The organism is Bdellovibrio sp. HCB209 (assembly GCF_047306065.1).
Taxonomy (GTDB): Bacteria; Bdellovibrionota; Bdellovibrionia; order Bdellovibrionales; family Bdellovibrionaceae; genus Bdellovibrio.
The window spans coordinates 373,113-395,204 of record NZ_CP178618.1 but is presented as its reverse complement, the minus strand read 5'-3'; the positions used below and the strand labels follow the sequence as shown (position 1 = coordinate 395,204).

The window sequence follows — 22,092 nt, the reverse complement described above, 5'->3', positions numbered from 1 at the left end:
ATAAGACCACCCCCACCCTCCGTCAACAAAAAAGTAGCGATGGTATTTTATTTTGAAATTTCGAGGAAATAATGGGGCCGCATCGCGACATCAATGGTGATTTTCAGGAAAGTCGATGAAGATGGTTTTATGAGCTTTAAAGAGATTCGCGCCGAAATTGGCGCTGATAAAATTCTGGCCGTTTCAAAGTTGCAGCCCGCGCAAAAGATCCGCGATCTTTATGAACAAGGTCAACGGGCCTTTGGCGAAAATTACGTGCAAGAGGCTTTGGACAAAAAAGATCTCCTTAAAGATCTTTCCGATATCGAATGGCACCTCATCGGACATCTTCAAAAAAACAAAGCAAAATTCGTGGTTGGACAATTTGCCCTGATTCACTCCGTAGACTCCTTGGAGCTAGCACAAACACTCAGCCGCCAATGTGAAAACAAACAGGTCACTCAAAAAATTTTGATTCAGGTGAATCTGGCCAACGAAGAAAGTAAAAGCGGTTTCGATAAAAACACGGTCATCGCGGATTGGACCAAGCTCTGCGCCCTGCCCCACCTTACTATTGAAGGCCTGATGACGATGCCCCCTCTTACCGAAACGGGTGAAGAAGTTCGCCCCTACTTTAAAGAGCTCCGCGAACTTCAACAGACATTACAAAAACAAACGGACCTTAACCAACACCCTTTGAATAAGCTATCCATGGGCACTAGCAATGACTTTAGAGTCGCCATCCAAGAAGGCGCCACCCTGGTTCGCTTGGGCACTATTTTATTTGGAGCTAGAAATTAACCGAAACTTCCTTTCGGGGAGTCTGACATAGTGGATGAATTCATTTGGAGAATTCCTTTGCTAAAGGTAGGATGAATTTATGAACCCACTGCTCAAAGCTCAAAAAATCGGATTTCTGGGTGCAGGCAACATGGCGCAAGCTATGATCAAAGGCCTTATCGAAGGCGGAATTCCTGCTGGTCACATTTACGCAACTAACAGATCAGAAGGTAAGCTGGTTAAACTGGTTGAACAGTTTAAAATCAACTCCCTTAAGAACAATGAAGAACTCATTGATCTCTGTGACATCATTATCTTGGCGGTTAAACCGCAAGATCTTTTGACAGCTCTCGAACCCGTCGGCCGCGCCTTTGACGAAAATAAGATCGTCATCAGTGTTGCAGCAGGTGTTCGCATGGAAAAACTGGAAAGATTTTTAAACAACGCTCGCCTAGCTCGAGTTATGCCGAACACGCCGTCCGTTATCGGTCGCGGTGTTATTGGATACCTACTGAACGATGACGACGACGCTGCTCTTGAAAGCACCGTTGAAGATCTATTTGAGCCACTGGGCCGAGTGATCAAAGTTCACGATGAAGATCAGTTTGAAGCTTTGATGATTTCCTGCTCTAGCGGAACCGGTTTTGTTTTTGAAATGATGATGTACTGGCAGGATTGGATCGAGGAGCATGGCTTTTCGATTGAAGAAGCCCGCGTGATGACGATTGAGACATTTGTGGGGGCTTCCTTGCTAGCAGCACAGGCCCGCGAAAACGTTGAAGACCTTCAGGCCCGCGTCACATCTAAGAAAGGCGTTACGGCAGCTGGACTTCAGTCCATGCGCGAACTGGAAATCGAACGCGCTCTTCGCATCAGCTTTGAAAAAGCCGCGATGAGAAACAAAGAAATGGCCCGGGAGATCAAATAACCTTGCCCGGGTGCCAGATCGACTTTTATCCTTATTTCATAATGTTCAAGGAGGAACACGATGAAGATTACTCCCATTGATATAGCCCACAAATCTTTCGGTAAGAAAATGATGGGCCTCGATTCTGACGAGGTTATGGATTTCCTCCAACAGGTCGCTGCACAAATGGAAGCCTTGATTCAAGACAGAAACGCTCTTAAAGAAGCTCTTCGCGAAAAAGAACTTTCTTTGATGGAATATAAAGAGCGCGATCAAGTTTTGAAAGAGACAATTGCTACAGCTACACAAATGGCAGATCGTTTGCGCCAAGACGCTGAACGCGAAGCTAAACTTATCATTGCTGATGCCAACCAAAAAGCTGAGATCATCACTCGCGACTCTCGTGATTCATTGAAAAAAATGTATCAAGAGGTTAACGAGCTTAAACGCGCACGTATGCAATTCGAAGCAAACTTGAAGGCGTTGGCACAAGCTCACCTTTCATTGCTAGAGCAAGGCGAAAAATATATGCCACAAATGCATTTGCAAAACCAAACGTTTGCAAACAGCACAACTGCTGGCAACGGAGCAGGAAACAACACACGCTCCACTAATATTTCCCCTCTGTCTGCTGAGTAATTTAAAAAGTGATTGAAGAAATTAAAGGTGGAGTTCGACTCCACCTTTTTATTCAGCCCAAGTCTTCTAAGAATCAAATTGTGGGTCCCCACAACGGCTTATTAAAAATCAAAATTGCAGCTCCACCCGTCGATGGCGAAGCCAATGCAGAACTGATCGAATTCTTATCTAAATTATTTAAGGTTCCCAAGCGCAGCATCACCTTGGTGAAAGGCGATACTGGCCGGACTAAGACTGTCGATATCGACGGGATTAATTTAGAAAACGCGCAGAAACTAACGTCCCCCGCGCTTTAACTCCACTTCAAATTCCGTTTTATCCAACTCTTCTTGGATATTGATCTGTTTAGGCTGTTTTTTCTTTTTAGTTGGACGAGCTTTGAACTGTTTTTGATCGACACCATCATTTGTGTCTTCTCTGAATTTACGTGTGCTAGGTGTACTGATGGTCGTGTCAGAACGATCATACATATTTGAACGACCCGTTGGAGCCGGAGCCACAGAGGGAGATGATGGAGTATAGGTTGTCGGTGCGTAGTGCTCTTCCGTATATCCTTCAGAAAGATCAAAACTGTAACGGATAAATGCACCAGCGTGATATCCAGCTGCTGCGTTTTCACCGGCGACAGTCGCTCCACCATTTAGTTGAACGCTCCACTTGGGATCGATCATCCAGGTCGCATAGAAAAGCGTATCGATCGACGACGGATTTACAGAATAGAATTTATAAGAACCTGCATTTACATTCTGCAAGTAGGCATTACGGATGTACTTCGTGCCGGTGTCTTTATCGTCAGAGATCGATTGGCTGCCAAGAACCTCGCCACCAAAACGCAGACTGTTGGCCTTTAATTGCAAACCTCCACCCCATGGCATCAAAGAAGATCTTCCATCGCCGCGATAGTCATAACCGATCCAACCGTAAATTCGAGCTGTGCCGTAGTCCTTTTGTGCCGTCAATCGACCCCAAAATTCATAAACACCCTCGGAATTCAAAGCATCATCCCCGGATTTAGCCACTTCAGTCATGGGGATCAACGCACCGAACTCGGGAACCAACTGAATAAGACCGTCATAGATAACGAAATCGAACCCAGCCACAATATTGGTAAAGGTCGTATTCGTGCGCGTTGCGACGGAGTTTTTGCTTTCTGCGGAGCTCATCGTTCCAGAGGCAAACAGCGACCAGCTGCGCGTAGGCATGTAACGAGTCGACAGATTCATATCCAAAAGTTGGTAATGGTTTCCACTGGTTAGGTTGGTACTGCCATCACCAAAATTGTCATAATTGGCTTCCGAATAAAAGAAATTCGTACCCAATTCAAAATCCCAACGGTCACGACGAAACTCTTTGTAATTATCAAAGGCGACGGCCGTAGACGCCGTCATCATCAAACCCACCAGGAACGCACTCAAACATTGAAGATTATTTGCCATTTTCATCAGTTCCTAATAATAACAAAGCCATGACTTCGACATCAAACAAATCACAGCTTGCGATCATCTTTTTCACCGTATTCCTCTATCTTGTGGGCTTTGGTGTAGTTATTCCGATCATTCCACTTCTTAGTAAGAACTTTGGAGCCACAGCCCTGCAAACTGGTTTGTTGCTCTCAGTATATTCTTTGATGCAATTTTTGTTTTCACCATTTTGGGGAAAACTCAGCGATCGCATGGGTCGTCGTCCAATTCTTTTGTTCTGTCTGTTTGGCGAAGGTCTTTCGTACATCATGTTTGCTTGGGCTCGCTCGCTTGAGATGCTTTTCATCGCACGCTTGCTTGCAGGTTTTTTCGGCGCAAGTCTTTCAACAGCCTCCGCTTACATCTCTGACATCACTCCCAAAAATCAACGCTCGAAAGGCATGGCTTTAATTGGCGCAGCTTTCGGACTAGGATTTGTTGTTGGCCCCGCTCTTGGTGGGTTGCTTGCTGTTTGGGGTAATCATATTAACCCAGCACCTCACTTCGACACATCCTTCGCCGCCTACTGGGTTGCAGCTCTTTGCTTTGCCAACTTCCTTTTCGGGATCAAATTCCTGAAAGAATCTTTATCAGAGAAAAGCGAATCCGCAGCTAAGAAAAAACGCTTCTCTGTTATGTGGCACTACCTGAACATCAAAACTGTCGGCGCGTTGATGACCGTCTTCTTGTTGTCCTCTCTGGCGATGTCCGGAATGGAAGCGACTTTGATTTTGTTCATGGGCGAAAAATTCCAATGGACGATTAAACAAGTGAGCTTTGGTTTCGCCTATATCGGTGTGATCATCATTTTCACGCAAGGATTTTTGGTTCGCCGTATGCTTCCAAAGTATGGCGAACGCCAAGTCTTGCGTATCGGGCTTGCATGTTTTGCAGTTGGCTTAACTACGATTGCATTTTCAAACACACTGCTTGGAATGGCGATTGCGATGACTTTGCTTTCCCTGGGCAATGGCCTTTCAAATCCATCTATCTTGGGCAGTATCAGTTTGTTAACGGATGCTAAAGAGCAAGGAGCTGCGATGGGGGTGACCCAAAGTATGGCCTCCCTTGGTCGTATTTTAGGACCAGCTCTTGGTGGAGCTTTGTATGGTAGTGTGGCTATTACAGCACCATTCTGGGTGTCTGGCGGAATGGCATTTGTGGCTCTTGCCATCGTACTTTTGAACTTTAAATTGATCCCCGATCACGCACGTGTAGGTTAGAAATATGGACATCAGCCAGCTTGGATATTTTCAATTCAACAACCTTATCAAAGGCCGAATTCCAATGGTCTTGGTCAACTTGGGTGTGGATTTAAAGTCATTCTATGGACACGTAGAAGCCCTTCATATTAACAACTGCCAAGTAACGGGTTCCACTGAAGAAATTGTGAACCAAGTGCAAAGCAAAAAACTTCCTTCACATTATCCCATCGTATTAATCGACATAAATGGCACAAGCTACGCCCCGGTCGTACAGGCACTTGAGGCCCAGGGATTCAACAATGTCTACACTGTCAAAGGTGGACTTTCCGAATTAGAAAAAGAAAAACAACAAGGATAAATCAAGGGGATGAAAATCCCCTTTTTTATTTTCACAGCACTTCGTTAGTTTTCTGTCAGTGTGACACAAACCACACTTTTTATTCTGTTACGCAATTAACACAGACAAGCGACACAGTTGAATAACGTTTGTTTGCCTTAGAATTTGGCTATAGCATAATGACATCGTTAACGGACATAACGAACAAATTAACCAAAACTTTTTATAGAAGGACATTTAATGAAAAAGTTTTTCCTAGCCGCTTTGGCAACGACAACAGCTGTATCTGCAGCAAATGCAGGTACTTTGAATTTTGACGCTCGCGCAGACTACGATACTTTGACGTATCAAGATTCTCCGACTCAATTGGATTCTAACAAATTTTATTTCAAAACAATCCGTTTGGATTACCAAGGCAAAGTAAACGAAGATCTTTCTTACCGTTTGCGTGCTGCTTACAACAAAAATGCAACGACTACTGCTGGCGCGGGTGACAACTCTCAAACAGCTCTAGAGTTCGCATACATCACTCACAAAATGGGCGATCTTTCTTTGCAAATGGGTAAATTGGGTTCTGAATACGGTACTTTCGAGTCTCAAACTTCTGGCGCAGACTTGTACCTTACTTCTCAAGCCTACACTAAAACAGGCCCTAACGGCGCTTTGGTTGGTCAATACTTGAGCTCAAGCAACCTACTATACGTATTGGGTGCTAAATTGGCTTGGACTATCACTCCAGACCAATCTCTTTCTTTGGTTGCTTTCAAAACTCCAGACACATTGACTGCAACTACTCCTCCTCCAGTAGCAACTTCAAATGCAATGATGGAAGGTCTTATCTATAAAGGCGCTTTCATGGAAAAAACTTTGAAAGTTATGGCTTCTTACCACTACGGTGTGGGTACTAACTCAAAAGATAAATACAACTTGGGTTCTGCTGGTATCAACTGGTCTTTCCTTCCAACTTGGAACGCAGAAATCGATTACACGACTTCTTCTTTCGAAGCTGACGCTGGTGGCGCTAAAGACTCTATCAACTCAATCATCGGTAAAGTTGCTTACACTGGTTTCGAGCAATGGACTCCACGTCTAGAAGTTATCTCTTCAGAAGAAAAAGTTGAAACAAATGCTACTGCTACTAACAACGGAACTAACAAGTTCATGGGTTACGGCGCAGTTGTTGAATTCAAACCAATCGCTGACACTAATTTCCGTTACCATGTTGCTTACAGCAACACGACTCAAGAAATGGCTAACTCTGCACTTAAAGACGCAAAAGTTGACCAAATCACTGTTGGCGTTCGTTTGAACTCTGACTTGTTGAAATAGTCAAAAAAGGTCCCAATAACCGACTTTTATCAAGGGAGGCCCCAAAGCCTCCCTTCTTTTTTGCCCCAATACCGACACGCTGCGTTCCTAAAAACCGGCAGGCGCCTTTTCCCGGGCTGGATCTACCCTAAATGGCTTAAATCTGATAGCCTCAAACGGTTAAAAATCTTACTCCGACAAGGTCGGAGTGCAGACCTGTTGGGGTATCAAAATGTCAGAACAACTTTCAGATCGCTACAATCCCGCTGATGTAGAAAACAGAACATATCAGTGGTGGGAAAACGCCGGCTATTTCAAGGCGCAGGATAAATCCACTAAACCTCCATTCTCAATTATTCTTCCTCCACCAAACGTCACTGGCTTCCTTCACATGGGTCACGCTTTGGATCACACGATCCAAGATATCCTAATCCGTTGGAAAAGAATGAATGGCTACAACACGATGTGGTTGCCGGGAACGGACCACGCGGGTATCGCCACGCAGTCTGTGGTTGAGCGCGAACTTAAAAAAGAAGGCGGCCCAACTCGTCATGAACTAGGTCGCGAAAAATTCGTAGAAAAAGTTTGGGATTGGAAACACCAATACGGAAATCGTATTTACTCACAAATGCGCAGACTCGGTGACTCTTGTGATTGGGATCGTGCTGTATTTACTTTGGACGAAGGCGTATCAAAAGCCGTTCGCAAAGTTTTCGTTACTCTTCACCAAAAAGGTTTGATCTATCGTGGTCAACGTCTGGTGAACTGGTCAGGCCCTCTTGAAACAGCGATCTCTGACTTGGAAGTTGAACACAAACAAGTTAAGGGTGCGCTTTATCACATCAACTATCCTCTTGAGGATGGCTCTGGCTTCCTGACTGTAGCAACAACTCGTCCAGAAACTATGTTGGGCGATACAGCTTTGTGCGTTCACCCTGAAGACGAACGCTACAAACACTTGGTTGGCAAAAACGTTATCGTTCCTTTGATCAACAGAAAAATCAAAATCATCGCTGACGTTTACGTTGATAAAGCGTTTGGTTCTGGCGTGGTGAAAATCACTCCGGCTCATGATTTCAATGACTACAAAATCGGTAAAACTCACCACTTGGAATTCATCAACCTTTTGACGAAAAAGGCAGAGATGAATGAAAACGCGGGTCCTTATGCAGGACTTAAAGTTGCTGACGCTCGTAAAAAAGTGATCGAAGACTTGAAAGCGCAAAATCTTTTGGTGAAAGAAGAACCACATGTTCACTCTGTAGGCCACTGTTCACGCTCTGGTGCTGTAGTTGAGCCATTCTTGTCTGAACAATGGTTCGTTAAGATGGAACAACTTGCGACGCCGGCTAAGCGCGTGGTTGAAAGCGGCACTATCCGTTTTGAACCAGAGTCTTGGACAAAAGTTTACCTTCACTGGTTAAACAATATCGAAGACTGGTGTATCTCTCGCCAATTGTGGTGGGGTCACCGTATTCCAGTTTGGTATTGCAACGCTTGTAACCATCAAACAGTTTCCGAAACAGATGTAACAGCTTGTGAGAAATGCGGTAAGACCGATGTTCACCAAGACGTTGACGTTTTGGATACTTGGTTCTCTTCTGCTCTTTGGCCGTTCTCTACAATGGGTTGGCCGAATGAAACTGAGACATTGAAAACGTTCTACCCAACTAGTTACTTGGTAACTGGTCACGATATTATTTTCTTCTGGGTTGCACGTATGATCATGATGGGTCTGGAGTTCAAACGTGATGTTCCGTTCAGAACGGTTTACATCCACGGTTTGGTTCGCGACTCTCAAGGCCGCAAGATGTCCAAGTCTTTGGGTAACTCTATCGACCCGGTTGAAATGATCGATAAGCACGGTGCCGATGCCCTTCGCTTTACATTCGCCGCTCACTTGTTCTCTGGTAAAGACATCAAGTTCAGCGAACAGCGTCTGGAAGGTTACCGTAACTTTATGAACAAGATCTGGAATGCGGCTCGTTTCGCACTTTCAAATCTTGCTGACTTTAAAGTTCCTGCTGAAGGCGTAAAGGCTTTGCCAAACAAAGCGCACATCAGCGTGTTTGACCAATGGATCATCTCGAAACTGGCCGAAGTGACTAAAGAAGTTGAAGAAGCAATGGAGCAAGAGAGATTCTCTGACGCTGCCACAGCTCTTTATCAGTTCATCTGGAATCAATTCTGTGACTGGTACATCGAATTCACGAAACCAATCATGAATGGCACGAATGCCGAGGAAAAAGCAGCGACTCAACTGGTGATTGCACAAGTTTTGAATCGCATCATGCGTTTGCTTCACCCATTCACGCCGTTTATCTCTGAAGAGATTTACCAAAAGCTTCCGATCAAATCAGAAGCTTGTATCGTGGATCAGTATCCGAACACTCGTAACGATAAAGACTTCTTGGCTCTGGGATCTTCTCAAGCAGCCTTTGAAATCGATATCGTAAAAGAAGTGATCACAGCTATGCGCAACATCCGTGGTGAAAACCGCATCAGCCCTGCGATCAAACTAAATGTTCGTTTGGGTGTAGCGAATGATCAGGTTCAACATATCTTGAGCAACAACCGCACGGCTTTGATGACTATGGGCCGCCTTGAAAACATGGACATCGGTGCTGAAGGCAACTTGATGAAGTGTGCAGTGGCTCCAGTTGTGGTTAAAGATGCAAACGTAAAAGTTATCATCCCGCTTGAAGGTTTGGTTGATTTCGACGAAGAGATCAAGCGTATCAACAAGGCGATTGAGAAGTTCAACAAAGACATCTCGATCTTGTCAGGCAAGCTATCGAATGAAAAATTCGTAGCAAACGCCGACGAAGACGTGATCGCAGCAGACCGTGCATTGCTAGCGCAATCCAAAGTTCAGCTGGAGTCTTTGAAAGACGCTTTGACTCGCTTCCAATAGAAATTAAAACATTCAAAAACAAAAAAGGCTTCCCTCACCAGGAAGCCTTTTTTTATTGGAACAAACTGAATCTGGATATTAGTTACAAGAGCACTTCATTTGGTCTGAGTCCGCGTCTGTGCAACGGAAATAGTTTCTAAGGTGGTTTGCCACGAATGAGTAGACTTTACCGTTACGTTCAACGAAGTGAAGTTCGTCGGCGTTCTTGTAAGTCGCCACTCTGGATTTCATTTCAGTGATGACCTCTCTGCCCTCGACAAGCTTTGCAATAGCCGCATCAGAAGGGTTGTCTTTCAATTCGCCATCTAAGCGAAGGTCACGAACCTTACCTGTCACCAACATCGTGTAGTGACGAACTGTGCGATTCTGAGGGGCCTCTGGCGCCTCTAGTTCCCCTTCGTATTCTACGAAGACACGACGAATTTCACCGTCTTTAGATTTAGTATCGACCGACGTCCACTTGTCTTTAACTTTTGCAACTTCGCCGAATGCAGGTGCCAAAACTTTGTGAAGAGCCTCCACATTGAAATCATCTTGTGCATTCAATGTACCAGCTTCAACTCCCAAGCACTGACCAAGTCCCGAAAGATTTGTATTCCATGCTTCAAAGCGTGCATGATCTTCCATCTCTGTTGGCAAAAAGCCTGCAGCCGGTGGAGCATCTGTTTTTGATTTATCTTGAACTGTAGATGGGTATTTAAACGGAGGCATGTCTTCTGGGAACTGGCCAACATGCCCTGCTCTTTGCTTAAGAATAAAGAGACTTGTGCAGATTAAAAGAATCACTACTAACATTGGAAGAACGATTTTTTTATTAGTCATTCTTCCAATATCGTTTCAACCCTCGCTTGGGTCAATACTCTTACTTAATTAGGCCGATTTCACGAAGACGTTGCATCAAGAAATCTTGGCCCGTGATGTCTGCATACTTCGCTCCGTTACCTCTGCAAGAAGGCAGGCAGCTTAGCATCGCGTCTGGGAACGGATGCATAAAGAATGGCATCGAATAACGGTGAGAGTTCGTTCCATCTTGCGGATTGATCACTCGGTGAGTCGTTGATGGCAATACATCATTTGTTAATCGAGCCAACATATCACCAACGTCGACGATCAATGTGTCTGGTTCAGATTCGATATCCAACCAAGTGCCATCACGATCTTGCAATTGCAGACCAGAAGCCGTCGCTGCTGGAAGAATTGTGATGAAGTTAATATCTTCATGAGCCGCTGCGCGAACACAACGCGGATCAACACCTTCTGGAATTGGTGGGTAATGCAACAAACGAAGGATGGAATTTCCGTCTTTCATCATGCGTGCAAAGAAATCTTTGTCGAGCTCCAGAGGCATCGTCAAAGCTTCAAGCATAACATTACCAGCCTCTTCAAGTGCTGCGAACAATTTCAAGAAATGAGTTTTGAATTCAGGGATCTCGTTTGTTGGCCAGATATTATCTGGATAAACGGATCTCAAAGAGTTACCCGCCTCAAGCTCGCGACCCACATGCCAGAATTCTTTCAAATCCATGACTGGAGAATCTTTCGCGTGCTCTTTACCAAACGGAGTGTAGCCACGTTGGAAACCAGCTGTTGGAGAGATATAAGATTTTTTTACTTCTTCAGGTAATGCATAGAATTTTTCAAGAAGGCTGTAAGCTTTATGAAGATCCTCTGCTTTTACATTGTGATCTTTCAGAATGATGAAACCATACTCTTTAAGGCCGGTGAAAAGCTGATCGATAAAGCGTGCTTTATCAGAACCAGAACCTTGAGTGTAACTTGCTAGGCTTAGTGTCGGAACTTTACGAAGAGTACTATTCTCTGAGTGAGAGCTTGTTTCGATCGTTCTCATATTCATCCCCTTGGCTTGTTGGTATGGGTGGAACATATCAAGCTGCTGAATCTAAAGGCAACTGCAACTAATTATGCGTAAAAAGAATATCGAGAACTTTGACAAGATTTGAACTTTCAAATTCAAAATGAATGTCCCCATCAAACAATCTCACTGCGTGCTTATTTCTGTAAGGAGACGCATTTTCCCCCTCATAACCGCGATAAACGACAGGACGCGGATCAAGCTTCAATGTGTCTTCGATCACTTCTTGCAGTTTTTTGTCAGGATTTCGTTTTTGCCAATCTGCGAGTAATTTTGACGCGTGTTCAGTGAACTCAACCTGGATTGGATCTTTTACAACTTCAGAAGTCCATCCTGTCTTCGCATTTGGAATAGATTCGATCTCTGGCAAATAAGGTTTGATATCCAAAATCGGAGTGCCATCCACCAAATCCGCTCCAGACACGATGATCCCGTCTTTTTCAACTTTCACAAGTTCAACTAAAGATAGACCAATTGGATTAGGACGATGAGGAGTGCGAGTTGCAAAGAGACCAATGCTCTTGCCGCCCATGCGTGGAGGATGGACCTTGGCGTGATAGCGAGAGACTTTGTTTTGGTGAAAGACCCACACCAACCAAACATGACTGAAACCTTCGAGCCCCTGCAAAGCCTCTTCTGGCTGAAGTTCGGCGCGGATTTTCAATTTGGCCCACGCACTTTTCACCAATCCAGGCTGGCGCGGAGTTCCAAATTTATCCTTAAAACAGCTCTCAATAAATCCAATAGGTTCCATGCCATGGGGGTACCTTTTGGAAGCTCACTGCGTCAAGCAAAAAGGCCGATCTTTCGAATCGGCCTTCGCTGTTCTCTATTTTACGGGAGAGGGAACTTTTTAGAAGTTACCTGAACGTCTCATCAAACCATCACGATTTTTGATGATGATTTCTTTGCCGTTCAAGTCGATCAAACCTTCGTTTTTGAACTCAGTCAGATGACGAGACAAAGACTCATTGATCGTACTCGCAAGTTGAGCGAACTCATTACGAGTAAGTTTTAAATTCAAAGAAATGCCATTTGGCGTTTGTGCACCGAAACGGTCTGCCAAAATCACCAATTGGTAAGCGATACGCTCTTGAACAGAAGCCAAATAATGCAATTGGCTTGTTTGCTCAAATGACTCAAGGTCATTCACCGATTGATTCAAAAGCAATTTTACCATTGGTGAAGCTTGTGCCATAGCAACTTGGATCAATTCTCTTGGGTACAACCACAAGACAGTCGATTTCACTGCTTTAGCGTGACACTGTGTAACGCCACCTTTAACCAAGGCTTTGTAGCCAAAGTATTCACCTGGAGATACCAGCTTTGTGACATATTCATTTGTTGTTGTACGTCCACGTGCGTGAGAACGATTTACGACAACTTTGATGCATCCCGATTGAACGTAATACAAACCTTTTGGAGTGTCGCCTTCCTTAAAGATCATCTCCTCTTCTTTGAGGTGAATCACTTCGTATGGGACATTCGAAGTAGTTGGGATGTTTAAATTTTGTTGGCCCATAAAACCTAGGGAGTTAACTCCGCCGTTGAGTATCGTTTGCGATTCCATGCTCTTAGTCCTCCGTGCTTTTTCTGAGTTGTTGTTAACCTTTTGAGCCATCCTAAACTGGTATAAAACAAGTGCCTAATTGAAATTAAGACATAACCGACTTGTAAGAGTTCACCATTAGAGAAATGAAATGATTTGCCTTGACTCACAGAGTGGGGGCGCATACTTTCAGCCCGACAAAAAATCTTAAAAAATTTGTGATATCAAAAGCTTATTAAATGCGCAGTCGCATAAAAAATATGCGTATGAAGGAATCTTCAAATGATCAAAAAATTTTTCGTTACGCTTCTTTTTCTGTCAATCAGCACCAACGCATTCGCAAATATTAAAGTAGGTCTAGTTCTAGATAAAGGCGGAAAAGATGATAAATCTTTTAACTCTGCTGCATACGCTGGAGCTACGAAAGCAGAGAAAGATCTGCAAATCGAATTGAAGTACGTAGAGGCAACTGACACAAATGCGATTGAGAATTTACATCGCAACTTTGCTCGCAAAAATTATGATCTAGTTATCGGTGTTGGCTTTGCACAAACTGATGCTGTTAAAAAAGTTGCAGCACAATTTCCAAAAGTAAAATTCGCGATCGTTGATGGCGAGATCACTGCAGCTAACGTTCGCTCTTTGATGTTTGAAGAGCACGAAGGTTCTTTCCTTGTGGGTGCTTTGGCGGCGATGGCTTCCAAAACTCACTCCGTTGGTTTTGTCGGCGGCATGGATATTCCTTTGATCCGTCGTTTTGCGATGGGCTACGCGGCCGGTGCAAAATACGTTGATCCAAAAATCAAAATTTCTGAAAACTACGTGGGCGTAACTGGTGAGGCTTGGAACAATCCCGCTAAATCTAAAGAGTTGGCTCTTGCTCAATACGGTAAAAACGTAGACGTGATCTTCGTTGCCGCTGGCGCTTCCAACACAGGCGTATTCGATGCTGCTGAAGAAAAGAAAAAATTCGCAATTGGCGTCGATTCAAATCAGAACTGGATGAAACCTGGCACAATCCTGACTTCCATGTTGAAGGCCGTTGATGTAGCTGTATACGACACCATCAAGGAAACAAAAGATGGCAAGTTCACAGCGGAGATCGCTCGCTATGGACTTAAAAACAGCGGTGTAGATTACACGCTGGATAAACATAACGAAAAGCTGATCACTGCGGACATGAAGAAAAAAGTCGACGAGATCAAAAAACAAATCATCTCCGGCAAAATTCAAGTCCCTGACTACTACAAGAAGAAGTAAGCCCGATGACAAAAGTCCCTGCTGTTGAATTTCGAGGTATTTCCAAAATTTTCGGTGACTGTGTCGCCAACGAAGATATCTCTTTCAAAGTAACAGCAGGTTCGATCCACGGCATCGTTGGTGAAAACGGTGCCGGCAAATCCACTGCCATGAAAATTCTGTTCGGACTCTACAAGCCTTCCGGCGGCGAGTTCCTAGTTCACGGCACCACTCAATTCTTTGATTCCTCTATTGATGCGATGAAAGCCAAAATCGGCATGGTTCACCAACACTTTATGTTGGCAGAGCCTTTGACTGCTTTGGATAATATCTTACTTCAACAAGATGGCGGCGCATTCTCTCTCTTGCCACGCGCAGAGCAAATGAAACGACTGAACGAAGTGGCTGCACGTTATGGCTTTGACGTAGATTTGCACGCAAAGATCGAAGACCTATCCGTCGGCGCTCAACAACGTGTTGAGATTTTAAAGATCCTTGCGCAAAACTCAGAAATTCTAATCCTTGATGAACCTACTGCGGTATTAACTCCACAAGAGGTTCAAGACTTCTTTAAAAACCTTCGCCAATTAAAAGCCGAAGGTAAAACCATCTTGATCATCACTCATAAGTTGAAAGAAGTGATGGCCCTGACTGATGAAGTAACAGTATTCCGCGCTGGTAAGGTTATTGGCACTCGCAAGACTGCCGAGACATCCATCGCAGAACTAGCAGAGATGATGGTCGGTCGCCGCTTGCAAACTCCGCACGAGCGCAACACGAGCATCGATCCTAAACCAGTCATTGAGATTGAAAATCTAAATGCAGAAATCGGCACTCACTTCGTTGAGAACTTGAATCTAACAGTACAGGCTCGCGAAATCGTCGGCATCGCTGGTGTCGAAGGCAACGGGCAAGATGTTTTGATTCGCGCTCTTCTGGATAAGCATGCGTTTTCCAAAAAGCACCGCTCTGGAAAAATTATGATTCACGGGCAAGTGGGATCTTTTCCGGAAGACCGCCTGCGCTTTGGTGTTTTGCCCTCACGTCCTGCTTATGAAAATTATATTTTGGGTCAACACCGCTCGGCTAAATTTGCTCGCGGGATTTTCCTTAAAATCAAAGACATCATTAAAGCGACTCGCGATGCGATGGAGCAGTATGATGTTCGCCCTCGCAATGAAAACTTAGCCTTTGATAGATTCTCTGGCGGTAACCAACAGAAGTTGGTTGTTGCCCGCGCCTTGATTCAAAAACCTCAAGCTGTGATCGCCGCTCAACCCACTCGTGGTGTTGATATCGGTGCTATAGAGTTTATCCATAATGAAATCCGTGCCGCTCGCGATGAGGGCGCTGGTGTTCTATTGATCTCTTCAGAGCTTGATGAGTTGATGGGGCTTTCTGATCGTATCTTAGTTCTTTATAAAGGCCATTTCGTGGCTGAATTTGCTCGTCATGAATTTAACGAGATCAAAATCGGCGCGGCAATGGGAGGTGGCCATTGAAACGTATTTTAGGTTTTGTTCTTGGTTTGGTTGCCGCACTTTGCTTGGCTTTCTTTGCCGGTGAAAATCCACTGAATATCTTTATGATCCTGGTACGCAGTGCTTTTGGATCTATGTACGACTTCGGTATGACGTTGTCTTATGCAACGCCGATGATCTTTTGTGGTCTTTCGGTTGCCATTGGCTTTCATGCAGGCATGTTCAACATCGGAGCTGAAGGTCAGTTAACGATGGCAGCAGTGGCTGCCGCAGCGATTGGCGTTTTCTTTCCTAATGTTCCCTTCCCTATCGCTCCCCTTGTTGCGTTTATCGGTGCGTTAGCTGTCGGCGCATTCTGGGGCTGGATCGTCGGTATCCTAAAAGCTTTGCGTGGCAGCCATGAGGTTATCATCACGATCATGATGAACTTTATCGCTGCCGGTCTGGCGAGCTGGATTGCTCTTAAAGTCATCCCAAATCCAAACTCTCAAAATCCAGAAACAGCATTGGTGTCTTCGAACTATATGTTCAAAGAATACGATCTAATTGCTCGCTGGTTCCCGGATACTCCTGTGAATGCTTCTTTGGTGTTCGCGGTTGTTTTGGCAGTTTTGATGTGGATATTCCTCTGGAAAACCACATGGGGCTTTGAATTGCGCGCGGTGGGCTCAAATCCTGAAGCGGCTCAACGTTCTGGGGTTTCTGCAAAACGTATTCAAATCATCGCCATGGCTTTGGCGGGAGCTTGCGCCGGATGTGTCGCTTTATCTGAGGTTTTAGGCAGTGCCGGACAATATCGCGTGGGCTTCTCTCCAGATTATGGCTTCATTGGTATCGCCGTGGCTTTGCTCGCAGCAAATAATCCACTGGGAGTTATCGCTGCTGGATTTCTGATGGGCGCACTTCATAAAGGTGCTTCCGATTTGGATCTTGAAACTTCCACGATCACTCGTGATTTCTCTCGTATTATTCAAGCGTTCATTATTCTTGGCGTGGCTGCAAGTGCCTACTGGGAATATAGACTCCGTCGCAGAAGGAAGAAGGACTAATGGAATACTTTTTCATGATCTTTGCATTGCTGCTGGCGACGTTGCGTTTAGCGACTCCTCTGATCTTTGCCTCTATGGGTGGTATGATGAGCGAGCGTTCCGGCGTTGTGAACGTGGCTCTTGAAAGCTTTATGCTTGTCGGAGCCTTCACTGGGTCTGTTGTTGCAACTTATTCTTCATCTGCCTGGATGGGTTGGGGTGCGGCTTTGATCGCGGGGCTTCTGATTGGTGCTCTATACGCTTTATTTGTGATCGAAATGGGCGCCGATCAAATCGTGACTGGTATGGCCTTCAATCTTTTAGTGATGGGTGTGATTCCATTCGTTACTAAAATTCTGTTTAACTCTACTGGCTCTACACCGTCTTTACCTGTTGAGTTCCGCTTTAACTACGAGCCTTTGATTTTTGCATTCGTGCTTGTCGCTGCACTCACCTTCTGGCTTAAAAAATCTCGCTCCGGCCTATGGATGCTGTTTGCTGGTGAAAACCCAGATGCATTGATGGCTGCGGGCGTGAGTGTGCGCAAAGTTCGTTGGGCTTGTGTTACTTTAAGCGGTGCTTTTGCTGCCTGGGGTGGCGCGAGTCTTTCATTGTTCCTAGCTTCCTCTTACTCACCAATGATGACTGGTGGCCGTGGCTTTATGGCTTTGGCGGCTTTGATCTTTGGTAAATGGAAACCACTTCCTGCATTCTTTGCCTGCTTGTTGTTTGCATTCGCTGATGCTGTGCAAATTCGTCTGCAAGGTGTTCAAGTCGGTGGCATGACCATCCCTGTTCAATTTATTCAGATTTTACCATACATCGTTACAATCGTGGCCCTAGCAGGATTTATCGGCGCTAGCCGTCCTCCTAAAGCCTTGGGTCGCGAACTGTAGAAGGAGTTCAACATGTTTAAACTTGTATTGCCGTTGCTACTAGTTTCATCCTCTGCCTTTGCTTGGGGTGGTCGTGGTCACGATGCTATCTGCCGTGCCGCTGTTTTCTTGGTTAAAGAAGAAGGCTTGAAAGAATATTTGCGCAACAAACCGCAAATGATGGGTCACTTGTGTAATATCCCTGACTTCTATTGGAAGAGCCTGGGCGGAGACGCTGCTAAACACGGCAACCCTGCTCACTTTATCGATATCGAAGTTATCGGTCTTAAAGTTGCCGATATCCCTACTGATTACAAAAAAATCGTGACTGATTTCACTGGCAAAGAAAACAGATTCAGAAATGACGGCGTAACTATCAAAGATATTCCGACTGAGTTTGGTTCTGCTTGGTGGAGAGCTGATCAATTCGTAAACCGCATTGGTGCTTTGAATAAAGAATTCGCGGCAGCAAAACCTCCTGCAAACTTTAAAGAAGAACAAGACGAAAACCTTCCTTACAATAAGTTGGCATTCCAAATGGTTGTAGATATGGGTTTGATGGGTCACTTTGTTGGCGACATTTCTCAACCATTCCATACAACAGCGGATTATGATGGCTGGGCGACTGGTCATGGTGGCATTCATGCTTACTTCGAAGATGCTGTGGTTGGTGAATTCGATGGCGACCTTGATTGGTTGGTATTGAAACAAGCACGCACTATCAAAAATGCTCCTTACCTTAAGGGCACTGTGATCGAGAAAATGAAATCTTTGTCTGTCATTTCAAATACAGAAGTGGCAAAGATCCTAAAAATGGACCCTGTAACAAAGCCATCTGAACTTAAAAAAGAACACGGCATGGAAATCAAAACTCGTGCTGAAAGAAAAGATGCCTCTGTAGCATTCAAGAAAATGAAACCTGTGATCGTAAACGATATGGCTCGTGGAGCGTTGTTACTTGCGAATCTTTGGGACGAGGCCTACGCAAAAGCTGGCAAGCCTAAGATCGGCGCTTACAAGTCTTATAAATATCCATTCACTGTGGATTTCGTAATGCCGGACTACTACGCGATCCCTGCTGAGACAAAAACAGAGAAGAAGTAATCATCTCTGTAAATTGAAATAAAAAAGCCACGGACAACCGTGGCTTTTTTTATTTAACAGATCTCTAGAACCTGATGCGCATTTGTTTTCACTCTCGATACACACTCAGGCAAACAGTCCATCACACAGTTTTTAATCGCATCGATGACGTCTAATTTCCAATGATCCCGCCGATAGATGAAGCTCACCTCGCGAGTGGGTTTAGGCCCCTCAAATCCTCTCACATGCTTACTTCTTTCAGAATTACTCATAAGCTCTGCCATAAGGGCTGGGATCATCGTATAACCACGACTCTGCTGAACTAAGTTTCTTAAGGTATCTAAGCTGCCACTTTGAAAATGCACGTTCTTAAAGACCGCATCGTGGTCTTTAGAGATCGAACAGAAATTAGCAATCTGATCTTTAAAACAGTTTCCGTCCTTTAACATCCACATTTCCGAACCATCTAGATCTTGGCTTCTGACCAGGTCTTTCTTAAGTAAGGGATGACCGTGGGAGAAATACAAATAGAAGTGCTCATAGAATAACGGATGGACTTTAAGTCCCTGACTGACCGGAGTTGCCATAATAACGCCATCTAAGCGATCGTTCTTTAACTCTTGAATGAGTGTCTCCGTCTTAAGTTCCTCAATATACAATTCCACTTGTGGATACTTTTTTGAAAACGTCTCTACGAACAACGGCAGCAGATAGCTTGAGATCGTCGGAATCACACCTAAGTGAAACTCCCCGGAGATACCTTTGGACTGAGTATTTGCAACATGCAGGAGCTTACGATGTTCTTGCAAGACGATGGCTGCTTGCTCAAGAAATTTCTGACCTTCTGCTGTTGGCAGTATGGGCTTTTGCAAACGATCGAAAATAATCATCCCGACTTCGTCTTCGAGTTTTTGAATCTGCTGACTCAATGTGGGCTGGGAGATATTACATTCGTCAGCTGCTTTACCAAAATGACGATGCTTCTCCACTGCGAGAACATATTCTAACTGACTTAATGTAGGCATAAATTCTTTGCGTCCTTATAAATTGTTAACTGCCCATAGAGCGCCTCTATCGAAGCGATAGAATCAATCGAATACCAATTGAGATTCGCACAAACGATAATAGCAACACCTCCAACTTAGAAAGAAAGGAAAAACAACAGCATGAAACTCTTTACTGTTGCAGCATCGCTGATGCTGGCAAGCGGGATTGCTATTGCCAAAACTACACTAACACGCGAGAACGGCGCTCCTGTTGGTGACAATCAAAACTCTCAAACTGCAGGAGCTACTGGTCCTGTCCTTCTTCAAGATGCTCATCTTGTCGAAAAGCTCGCTCGCTTTGATCGCGAAAGAACACCTGAACGTGTTGTGCATGCACGAGGCACAGGTGCTTATGGTTATTTTGTAAGTGCAGCTGATAACTCCGCTATCACTCGCGCAGATTTATTCTCTAAAAAGGGCAAGAAAACAAAAGTTTTCGTGCGCTTTTCCTCTGTGATTCACCCAAGTGGGTCCCCAGAAACTTTGCGTGACCCACGCGGATTTGCAACGAAGTTCTATACTGAACAAGGCAACTGGGATCTAGTTGGAAACAATCTGCCAGTGTTCTTTATTCGTGATGCGATGAAATTCCCAGATATGGTTCACTCGCTGAAGCCAAGCCCTGTGACTAACATCCAAGATCCAAATCGCTTCTTTGATTTTTTTGCTCACGTGCCTGAATCGATCAACATGCTGACTTATGTGTATTCGGATCTGGGAACGCCAGCAAGCTATCGCGAAATGGACGGCAACGGTGTTCACGCCTATAAATTCGTGAATAAAAAAGGCGAAGTGACTTACGTTAAATTTCATTGGAAGAGCTTGAACGGAATCAAAAATCTTTCTGGCGATGAAGTCGCAAAAATGCAGGGTAAGAACTTCAATCACATGACAGATGATCTTTATGCTTCGATTCGCTCTAAGAAATACCCGTCTTGGGAACTTGAAGCGCAAATGCTAAAACCTGAAGAGTTGAACAACTTTGATTTCAATCCTCTAGATGCCACAAAAGAATGGATCCGTATTCCTGGTTTGAAAACTGTTAAACTAGGCACAATGACATTGAACGAAGTTCCAGAAAACTTCTTTGAGCACACCGAACAAGCAGCTCTGGCTCCATCGAATGTAGTTCCGGGCATTGAGGCATCTGAAGATCGCCTGCTGCAAGGTCGTATGTTCTCTTACGCTGATACACAACGCTATAGAATTGGCGTCAATGCAATGCAATTGCCAGTGAATCGTCCTTTGAACGCGAACTCACACGGCCAACAAGGCCATATGAATGGTAAAATCACTAAGGGTGAGTTCAACTATCAACCAAATAGCTTCAATGGAAATCCAGATCGTGGCGAAGGGGTCTATTCCGAAGACGAGACTTACAAACTAAGTTCTCTGCCTTTGAATGGGGCCACTCAACAAGCGATCATCAAAAAGACTCTAAACTTCCGTCAAGCTGGTGAAACATACCGAAGCTTCTCGGAAAAAGAGCGTGCAGCTCTTATCAATAATTTTTCAGGTGACTTACTTGCTGTGAAAAACATCAAGATCCGCAATCAAATCGTAGCTCACACTTATGCTGCAGATGCGGAATACGGTGAACGCTTAGCTAAAGCTGCGAAAGCCGATTTACCTGAAGTAAAACGTATTGCTAGTTCTTTGAACGACGACACTAAGAAAGTCGCCGCTCAATAATGTCCTGGGGAGCCTCTGTCCGGGGCTCCCCTTTTTTTGGATTTTTGTATGAAAATGTTTTTATGTCTCACAGCCAGTTTGTTCTCAATCAGTGCTTTCGCAGAAAACTCAATTTTTGAAGCCGCAAAGTCTGGCGATCTAATGACCGTTAAACAAATATTAGGAAATAAACGTGAGCTTCTGAATAGCTCGGACGAAAAAGGCTACACTGCTCTAATATATGCCGCCTATTACGGCCAGGAAGAGATCGTAACCTATCTCTTGAAGTCTGGAGCCGATGCCTGCGCAAAGGATAAACGCGGAAATACAGCGACGCTTGGCGCGATCTTCAAAGGCCACTTAGGTATTGCGAAAACTTTGATGAAGACAAAATGTGGAATCAATCAACCCAATGAGGTGGGTCAAACTCCGTTAATGTTTGCTTCTCTGTTTGGTCGCTCGGAAATTGCACAAGAACTGATTAAATCAGGTGCCGACACGACTAAATCGGACGCACAAGGCAACACCGCGACGTCTTTAGCAGAGGGACAAGGCAATCAAGAAATGGTAAAAATACTCGAGAGAAAAAAATAGGTTCCTCTTGTTTTCTCCACCGGGGATCTCGACTAATATCTTATTTTTTGTTTAGTTTTCTTTACATCAAGAAAACTTGAGGGCATTTACCCGCGAACCCGAGTTTTCTCTCGTAAATTTAATG

Annotated in this window: 21 protein-coding genes; 15 read left to right on the top strand and 6 right to left on the bottom strand. The window is 44.6% G+C overall.

The features are described 5' to 3' along the window. The first annotated feature begins 129 nt into the window (after window positions 1-129). The 4 genes from ACLVWP_RS01980 to ACLVWP_RS01965 all read left to right on the top strand — a co-directional run bounded on the left by ACLVWP_RS01980 (window position 130) and on the right by ACLVWP_RS01965 (window position 2,601). Window positions 130-780, top strand: a complete 651-nt coding sequence (locus tag ACLVWP_RS01980) for a YggS family pyridoxal phosphate-dependent enzyme (protein WP_413559719.1) — start codon at window positions 130-132, stop codon at window positions 778-780. Window positions 781-859: 79 nt separating this feature from the next. Next, window positions 860-1,687 carry a pyrroline-5-carboxylate reductase family protein gene (locus ACLVWP_RS01975; protein ID WP_413559718.1) on the top strand — a complete coding sequence of 276 codons (828 nt, stop codon included), beginning with the start codon at window positions 860-862 and terminating at the stop codon, window positions 1,685-1,687. Window positions 1,688-1,747: 60 nt separating this feature from the next. Continuing rightward, window positions 1,748-2,305: a DivIVA domain-containing protein gene (locus ACLVWP_RS01970; protein WP_413559717.1), complete on the top strand. Its 558-nt coding sequence runs from the start codon at window positions 1,748-1,750 to the stop codon at window positions 2,303-2,305. An 8-nt stretch (window positions 2,306-2,313) separates the two neighbouring features. After that, window positions 2,314-2,601, top strand: coding sequence for a DUF167 domain-containing protein (locus tag ACLVWP_RS01965; protein ID WP_413559716.1), 288 nt, complete (start codon window positions 2,314-2,316; stop codon window positions 2,599-2,601). Here ACLVWP_RS01965 and ACLVWP_RS01960 read toward each other — a convergent pair. Further along, complete coding sequence (locus ACLVWP_RS01960; protein WP_413559714.1) at window positions 2,581-3,741, bottom strand: hypothetical protein; 1,161 nt, start codon at window positions 3,739-3,741, stop codon at window positions 2,581-2,583. The two genes, ACLVWP_RS01965 and ACLVWP_RS01960, sit on opposite strands and share 21 nt — an antisense overlap. On the opposite strand from ACLVWP_RS01960, the gene ACLVWP_RS01955 reads away from it, so the two are divergent. The 4 genes from ACLVWP_RS01955 to ACLVWP_RS01940 all read left to right on the top strand — a co-directional run bounded on the left by ACLVWP_RS01955 (window position 3,735) and on the right by ACLVWP_RS01940 (window position 9,529). After that, window positions 3,735-4,988, top strand: a complete 1,254-nt coding sequence (locus ACLVWP_RS01955) for an MFS transporter (protein WP_413559712.1) — start codon at window positions 3,735-3,737, stop codon at window positions 4,986-4,988. The genes ACLVWP_RS01960 and ACLVWP_RS01955 overlap by 7 nt on opposite strands. Before the next feature lie 4 nt (window positions 4,989-4,992). Continuing rightward, window positions 4,993-5,328: a rhodanese-like domain-containing protein gene (locus ACLVWP_RS01950; RefSeq protein WP_413559710.1), complete on the top strand. Its 336-nt coding sequence runs from the start codon at window positions 4,993-4,995 to the stop codon at window positions 5,326-5,328. Between the two features lie 219 nt (window positions 5,329-5,547). Then, the gene (locus ACLVWP_RS01945; RefSeq protein ID WP_413559708.1) at window positions 5,548-6,636 is read left to right on the top strand and encodes a porin; all 1,089 of its coding nucleotides are present in this window, start codon (window positions 5,548-5,550) and stop codon (window positions 6,634-6,636) included. A gap of 211 nt (window positions 6,637-6,847) precedes the next feature. After that, a complete protein-coding gene (locus ACLVWP_RS01940; RefSeq protein WP_413559706.1) occupies window positions 6,848-9,529 on the top strand; it encodes a valine--tRNA ligase in 2,682 nt (893 codons plus the stop codon). Window positions 9,530-9,607: 78 nt separating this feature from the next. Here ACLVWP_RS01940 and ACLVWP_RS01935 read toward each other — a convergent pair whose 3' ends face one another. From ACLVWP_RS01935 to ACLVWP_RS01920, 4 genes are all read right to left on the bottom strand, one after another. Continuing rightward, a complete protein-coding gene (locus tag ACLVWP_RS01935; RefSeq protein WP_413559704.1) occupies window positions 9,608-10,351 on the bottom strand; it encodes a hypothetical protein in 744 nt (247 codons plus the stop codon). Between the two features lie 40 nt (window positions 10,352-10,391). Beyond that, the gene (locus ACLVWP_RS01930) at window positions 10,392-11,378 is read right to left on the bottom strand and encodes an isopenicillin N synthase family dioxygenase (RefSeq protein ID WP_413559702.1); all 987 of its coding nucleotides are present in this window, start codon (window positions 11,376-11,378) and stop codon (window positions 10,392-10,394) included. Between the two features lie 67 nt (window positions 11,379-11,445). Beyond that, a complete protein-coding gene (tsaA, locus tag ACLVWP_RS01925; protein WP_413559700.1) occupies window positions 11,446-12,156 on the bottom strand; it encodes a tRNA (N6-threonylcarbamoyladenosine(37)-N6)-methyltransferase TrmO in 711 nt (236 codons plus the stop codon). A 99-nt stretch (window positions 12,157-12,255) separates the two neighbouring features. Continuing rightward, entirely contained in the window at window positions 12,256-12,972 is a 717-nt protein-coding gene (locus ACLVWP_RS01920) for a Crp/Fnr family transcriptional regulator (RefSeq protein ID WP_413559698.1), read from the bottom strand. A 261-nt stretch (window positions 12,973-13,233) separates the two neighbouring features. On the opposite strand from ACLVWP_RS01920, the gene ACLVWP_RS01915 reads away from it, so the two are divergent. The 5 genes from ACLVWP_RS01915 to ACLVWP_RS01895 are packed head-to-tail and all read left to right on the top strand — an operon-like array spanning window position 13,234 to window position 18,678. Further along, a complete protein-coding gene (locus ACLVWP_RS01915; RefSeq protein WP_413559696.1) occupies window positions 13,234-14,211 on the top strand; it encodes a BMP family lipoprotein in 978 nt (325 codons plus the stop codon). Window positions 14,212-14,216: 5 nt separating this feature from the next. Then, window positions 14,217-15,692 carry an ABC transporter ATP-binding protein gene (locus tag ACLVWP_RS01910; protein ID WP_413559694.1) on the top strand — a complete coding sequence of 492 codons (1,476 nt, stop codon included), beginning with the start codon at window positions 14,217-14,219 and terminating at the stop codon, window positions 15,690-15,692. After that, window positions 15,689-16,720: an ABC transporter permease gene (locus tag ACLVWP_RS01905; protein WP_413559692.1), complete on the top strand. Its 1,032-nt coding sequence runs from the start codon at window positions 15,689-15,691 to the stop codon at window positions 16,718-16,720. Before ACLVWP_RS01910 ends, ACLVWP_RS01905 begins: the two co-directional genes overlap by 4 nt. Further along, window positions 16,720-17,595 (top strand): ABC transporter permease, encoded by an 876-nt coding sequence (locus tag ACLVWP_RS01900; RefSeq protein ID WP_413559691.1) that lies wholly within the window; start codon window positions 16,720-16,722, stop codon window positions 17,593-17,595. The genes ACLVWP_RS01905 and ACLVWP_RS01900 overlap by 1 nt, the downstream gene beginning before the upstream one ends. 12 nt (window positions 17,596-17,607) lie before the next feature. Further along, the gene (locus ACLVWP_RS01895; protein ID WP_413559689.1) at window positions 17,608-18,678 is read left to right on the top strand and encodes a hypothetical protein; all 1,071 of its coding nucleotides are present in this window, start codon (window positions 17,608-17,610) and stop codon (window positions 18,676-18,678) included. 53 nt (window positions 18,679-18,731) lie between these two features. Here the strand turns inward: ACLVWP_RS01895 and ACLVWP_RS01890 are convergent, their stop codons facing one another. Further along, window positions 18,732-19,682, bottom strand: coding sequence for a LysR substrate-binding domain-containing protein (locus tag ACLVWP_RS01890; protein ID WP_413559688.1), 951 nt, complete (start codon window positions 19,680-19,682; stop codon window positions 18,732-18,734). A 141-nt stretch (window positions 19,683-19,823) separates the two neighbouring features. Here ACLVWP_RS01890 and ACLVWP_RS01885 point away from each other — a divergent pair, with 141 nt between their 5' ends. Together ACLVWP_RS01885 and ACLVWP_RS01880 are read left to right on the top strand one after the other, a co-directional pair. Further along, the gene (locus ACLVWP_RS01885) at window positions 19,824-21,395 is read left to right on the top strand and encodes a catalase (RefSeq protein WP_413559686.1); all 1,572 of its coding nucleotides are present in this window, start codon (window positions 19,824-19,826) and stop codon (window positions 21,393-21,395) included. Between the two features lie 48 nt (window positions 21,396-21,443). Then, window positions 21,444-21,968: an ankyrin repeat domain-containing protein gene (locus tag ACLVWP_RS01880; protein ID WP_413559685.1), complete on the top strand. Its 525-nt coding sequence runs from the start codon at window positions 21,444-21,446 to the stop codon at window positions 21,966-21,968. The last annotated feature ends 124 nt before the right edge of the window (window positions 21,969-22,092 follow it).

Bases quoted from the DNA above. Each gene is read 5' to 3' on its own strand.
- ACLVWP_RS01970 (WP_413559717.1), top strand. From the start codon at position 1,748: ATGAAGATTACTCCCATTGATATAGCCCACAAATCTTTCGGTAAGAAA.
- ACLVWP_RS01895 (WP_413559689.1), top strand. From the start codon at position 17,608: ATGTTTAAACTTGTATTGCCGTTGCTACTAGTTTCATCCTCTGCCTTT.
- ACLVWP_RS01900 (WP_413559691.1), top strand. From the start codon at position 16,720: ATGGAATACTTTTTCATGATCTTTGCATTGCTGCTGGCGACGTTGCGT.
- ACLVWP_RS01885 (WP_413559686.1), top strand. From the start codon at position 19,824: ATGAAACTCTTTACTGTTGCAGCATCGCTGATGCTGGCAAGCGGGATT.
- ACLVWP_RS01940 (WP_413559706.1), top strand. From the start codon at position 6,848: ATGTCAGAACAACTTTCAGATCGCTACAATCCCGCTGATGTAGAAAAC.
- ACLVWP_RS01910 (WP_413559694.1), top strand. From the start codon at position 14,217: ATGACAAAAGTCCCTGCTGTTGAATTTCGAGGTATTTCCAAAATTTTC.
- ACLVWP_RS01950 (WP_413559710.1), top strand. From the start codon at position 4,993: ATGGACATCAGCCAGCTTGGATATTTTCAATTCAACAACCTTATCAAA.
- ACLVWP_RS01915 (WP_413559696.1), top strand. From the start codon at position 13,234: ATGATCAAAAAATTTTTCGTTACGCTTCTTTTTCTGTCAATCAGCACC.
- ACLVWP_RS01945 (WP_413559708.1), top strand. From the start codon at position 5,548: ATGAAAAAGTTTTTCCTAGCCGCTTTGGCAACGACAACAGCTGTATCT.
- ACLVWP_RS01890 (WP_413559688.1), bottom strand. From the start codon at position 19,682: ATGCCTACATTAAGTCAGTTAGAATATGTTCTCGCAGTGGAGAAGCAT.
- ACLVWP_RS01880 (WP_413559685.1), top strand. From the start codon at position 21,444: ATGAAAATGTTTTTATGTCTCACAGCCAGTTTGTTCTCAATCAGTGCT.
- ACLVWP_RS01935 (WP_413559704.1), bottom strand. From the start codon at position 10,351: ATGACTAATAAAAAAATCGTTCTTCCAATGTTAGTAGTGATTCTTTTA.
- ACLVWP_RS01920 (WP_413559698.1), bottom strand. From the start codon at position 12,972: ATGGAATCGCAAACGATACTCAACGGCGGAGTTAACTCCCTAGGTTTT.
- ACLVWP_RS01975 (WP_413559718.1), top strand. From the start codon at position 860: ATGAACCCACTGCTCAAAGCTCAAAAAATCGGATTTCTGGGTGCAGGC.
- tsaA (WP_413559700.1), bottom strand. From the start codon at position 12,156: ATGGAACCTATTGGATTTATTGAGAGCTGTTTTAAGGATAAATTTGGA.
- ACLVWP_RS01960 (WP_413559714.1), bottom strand. From the start codon at position 3,741: ATGGCAAATAATCTTCAATGTTTGAGTGCGTTCCTGGTGGGTTTGATG.
- ACLVWP_RS01930 (WP_413559702.1), bottom strand. From the start codon at position 11,378: ATGAGAACGATCGAAACAAGCTCTCACTCAGAGAATAGTACTCTTCGT.
- ACLVWP_RS01980 (WP_413559719.1), top strand. From the start codon at position 130: ATGAGCTTTAAAGAGATTCGCGCCGAAATTGGCGCTGATAAAATTCTG.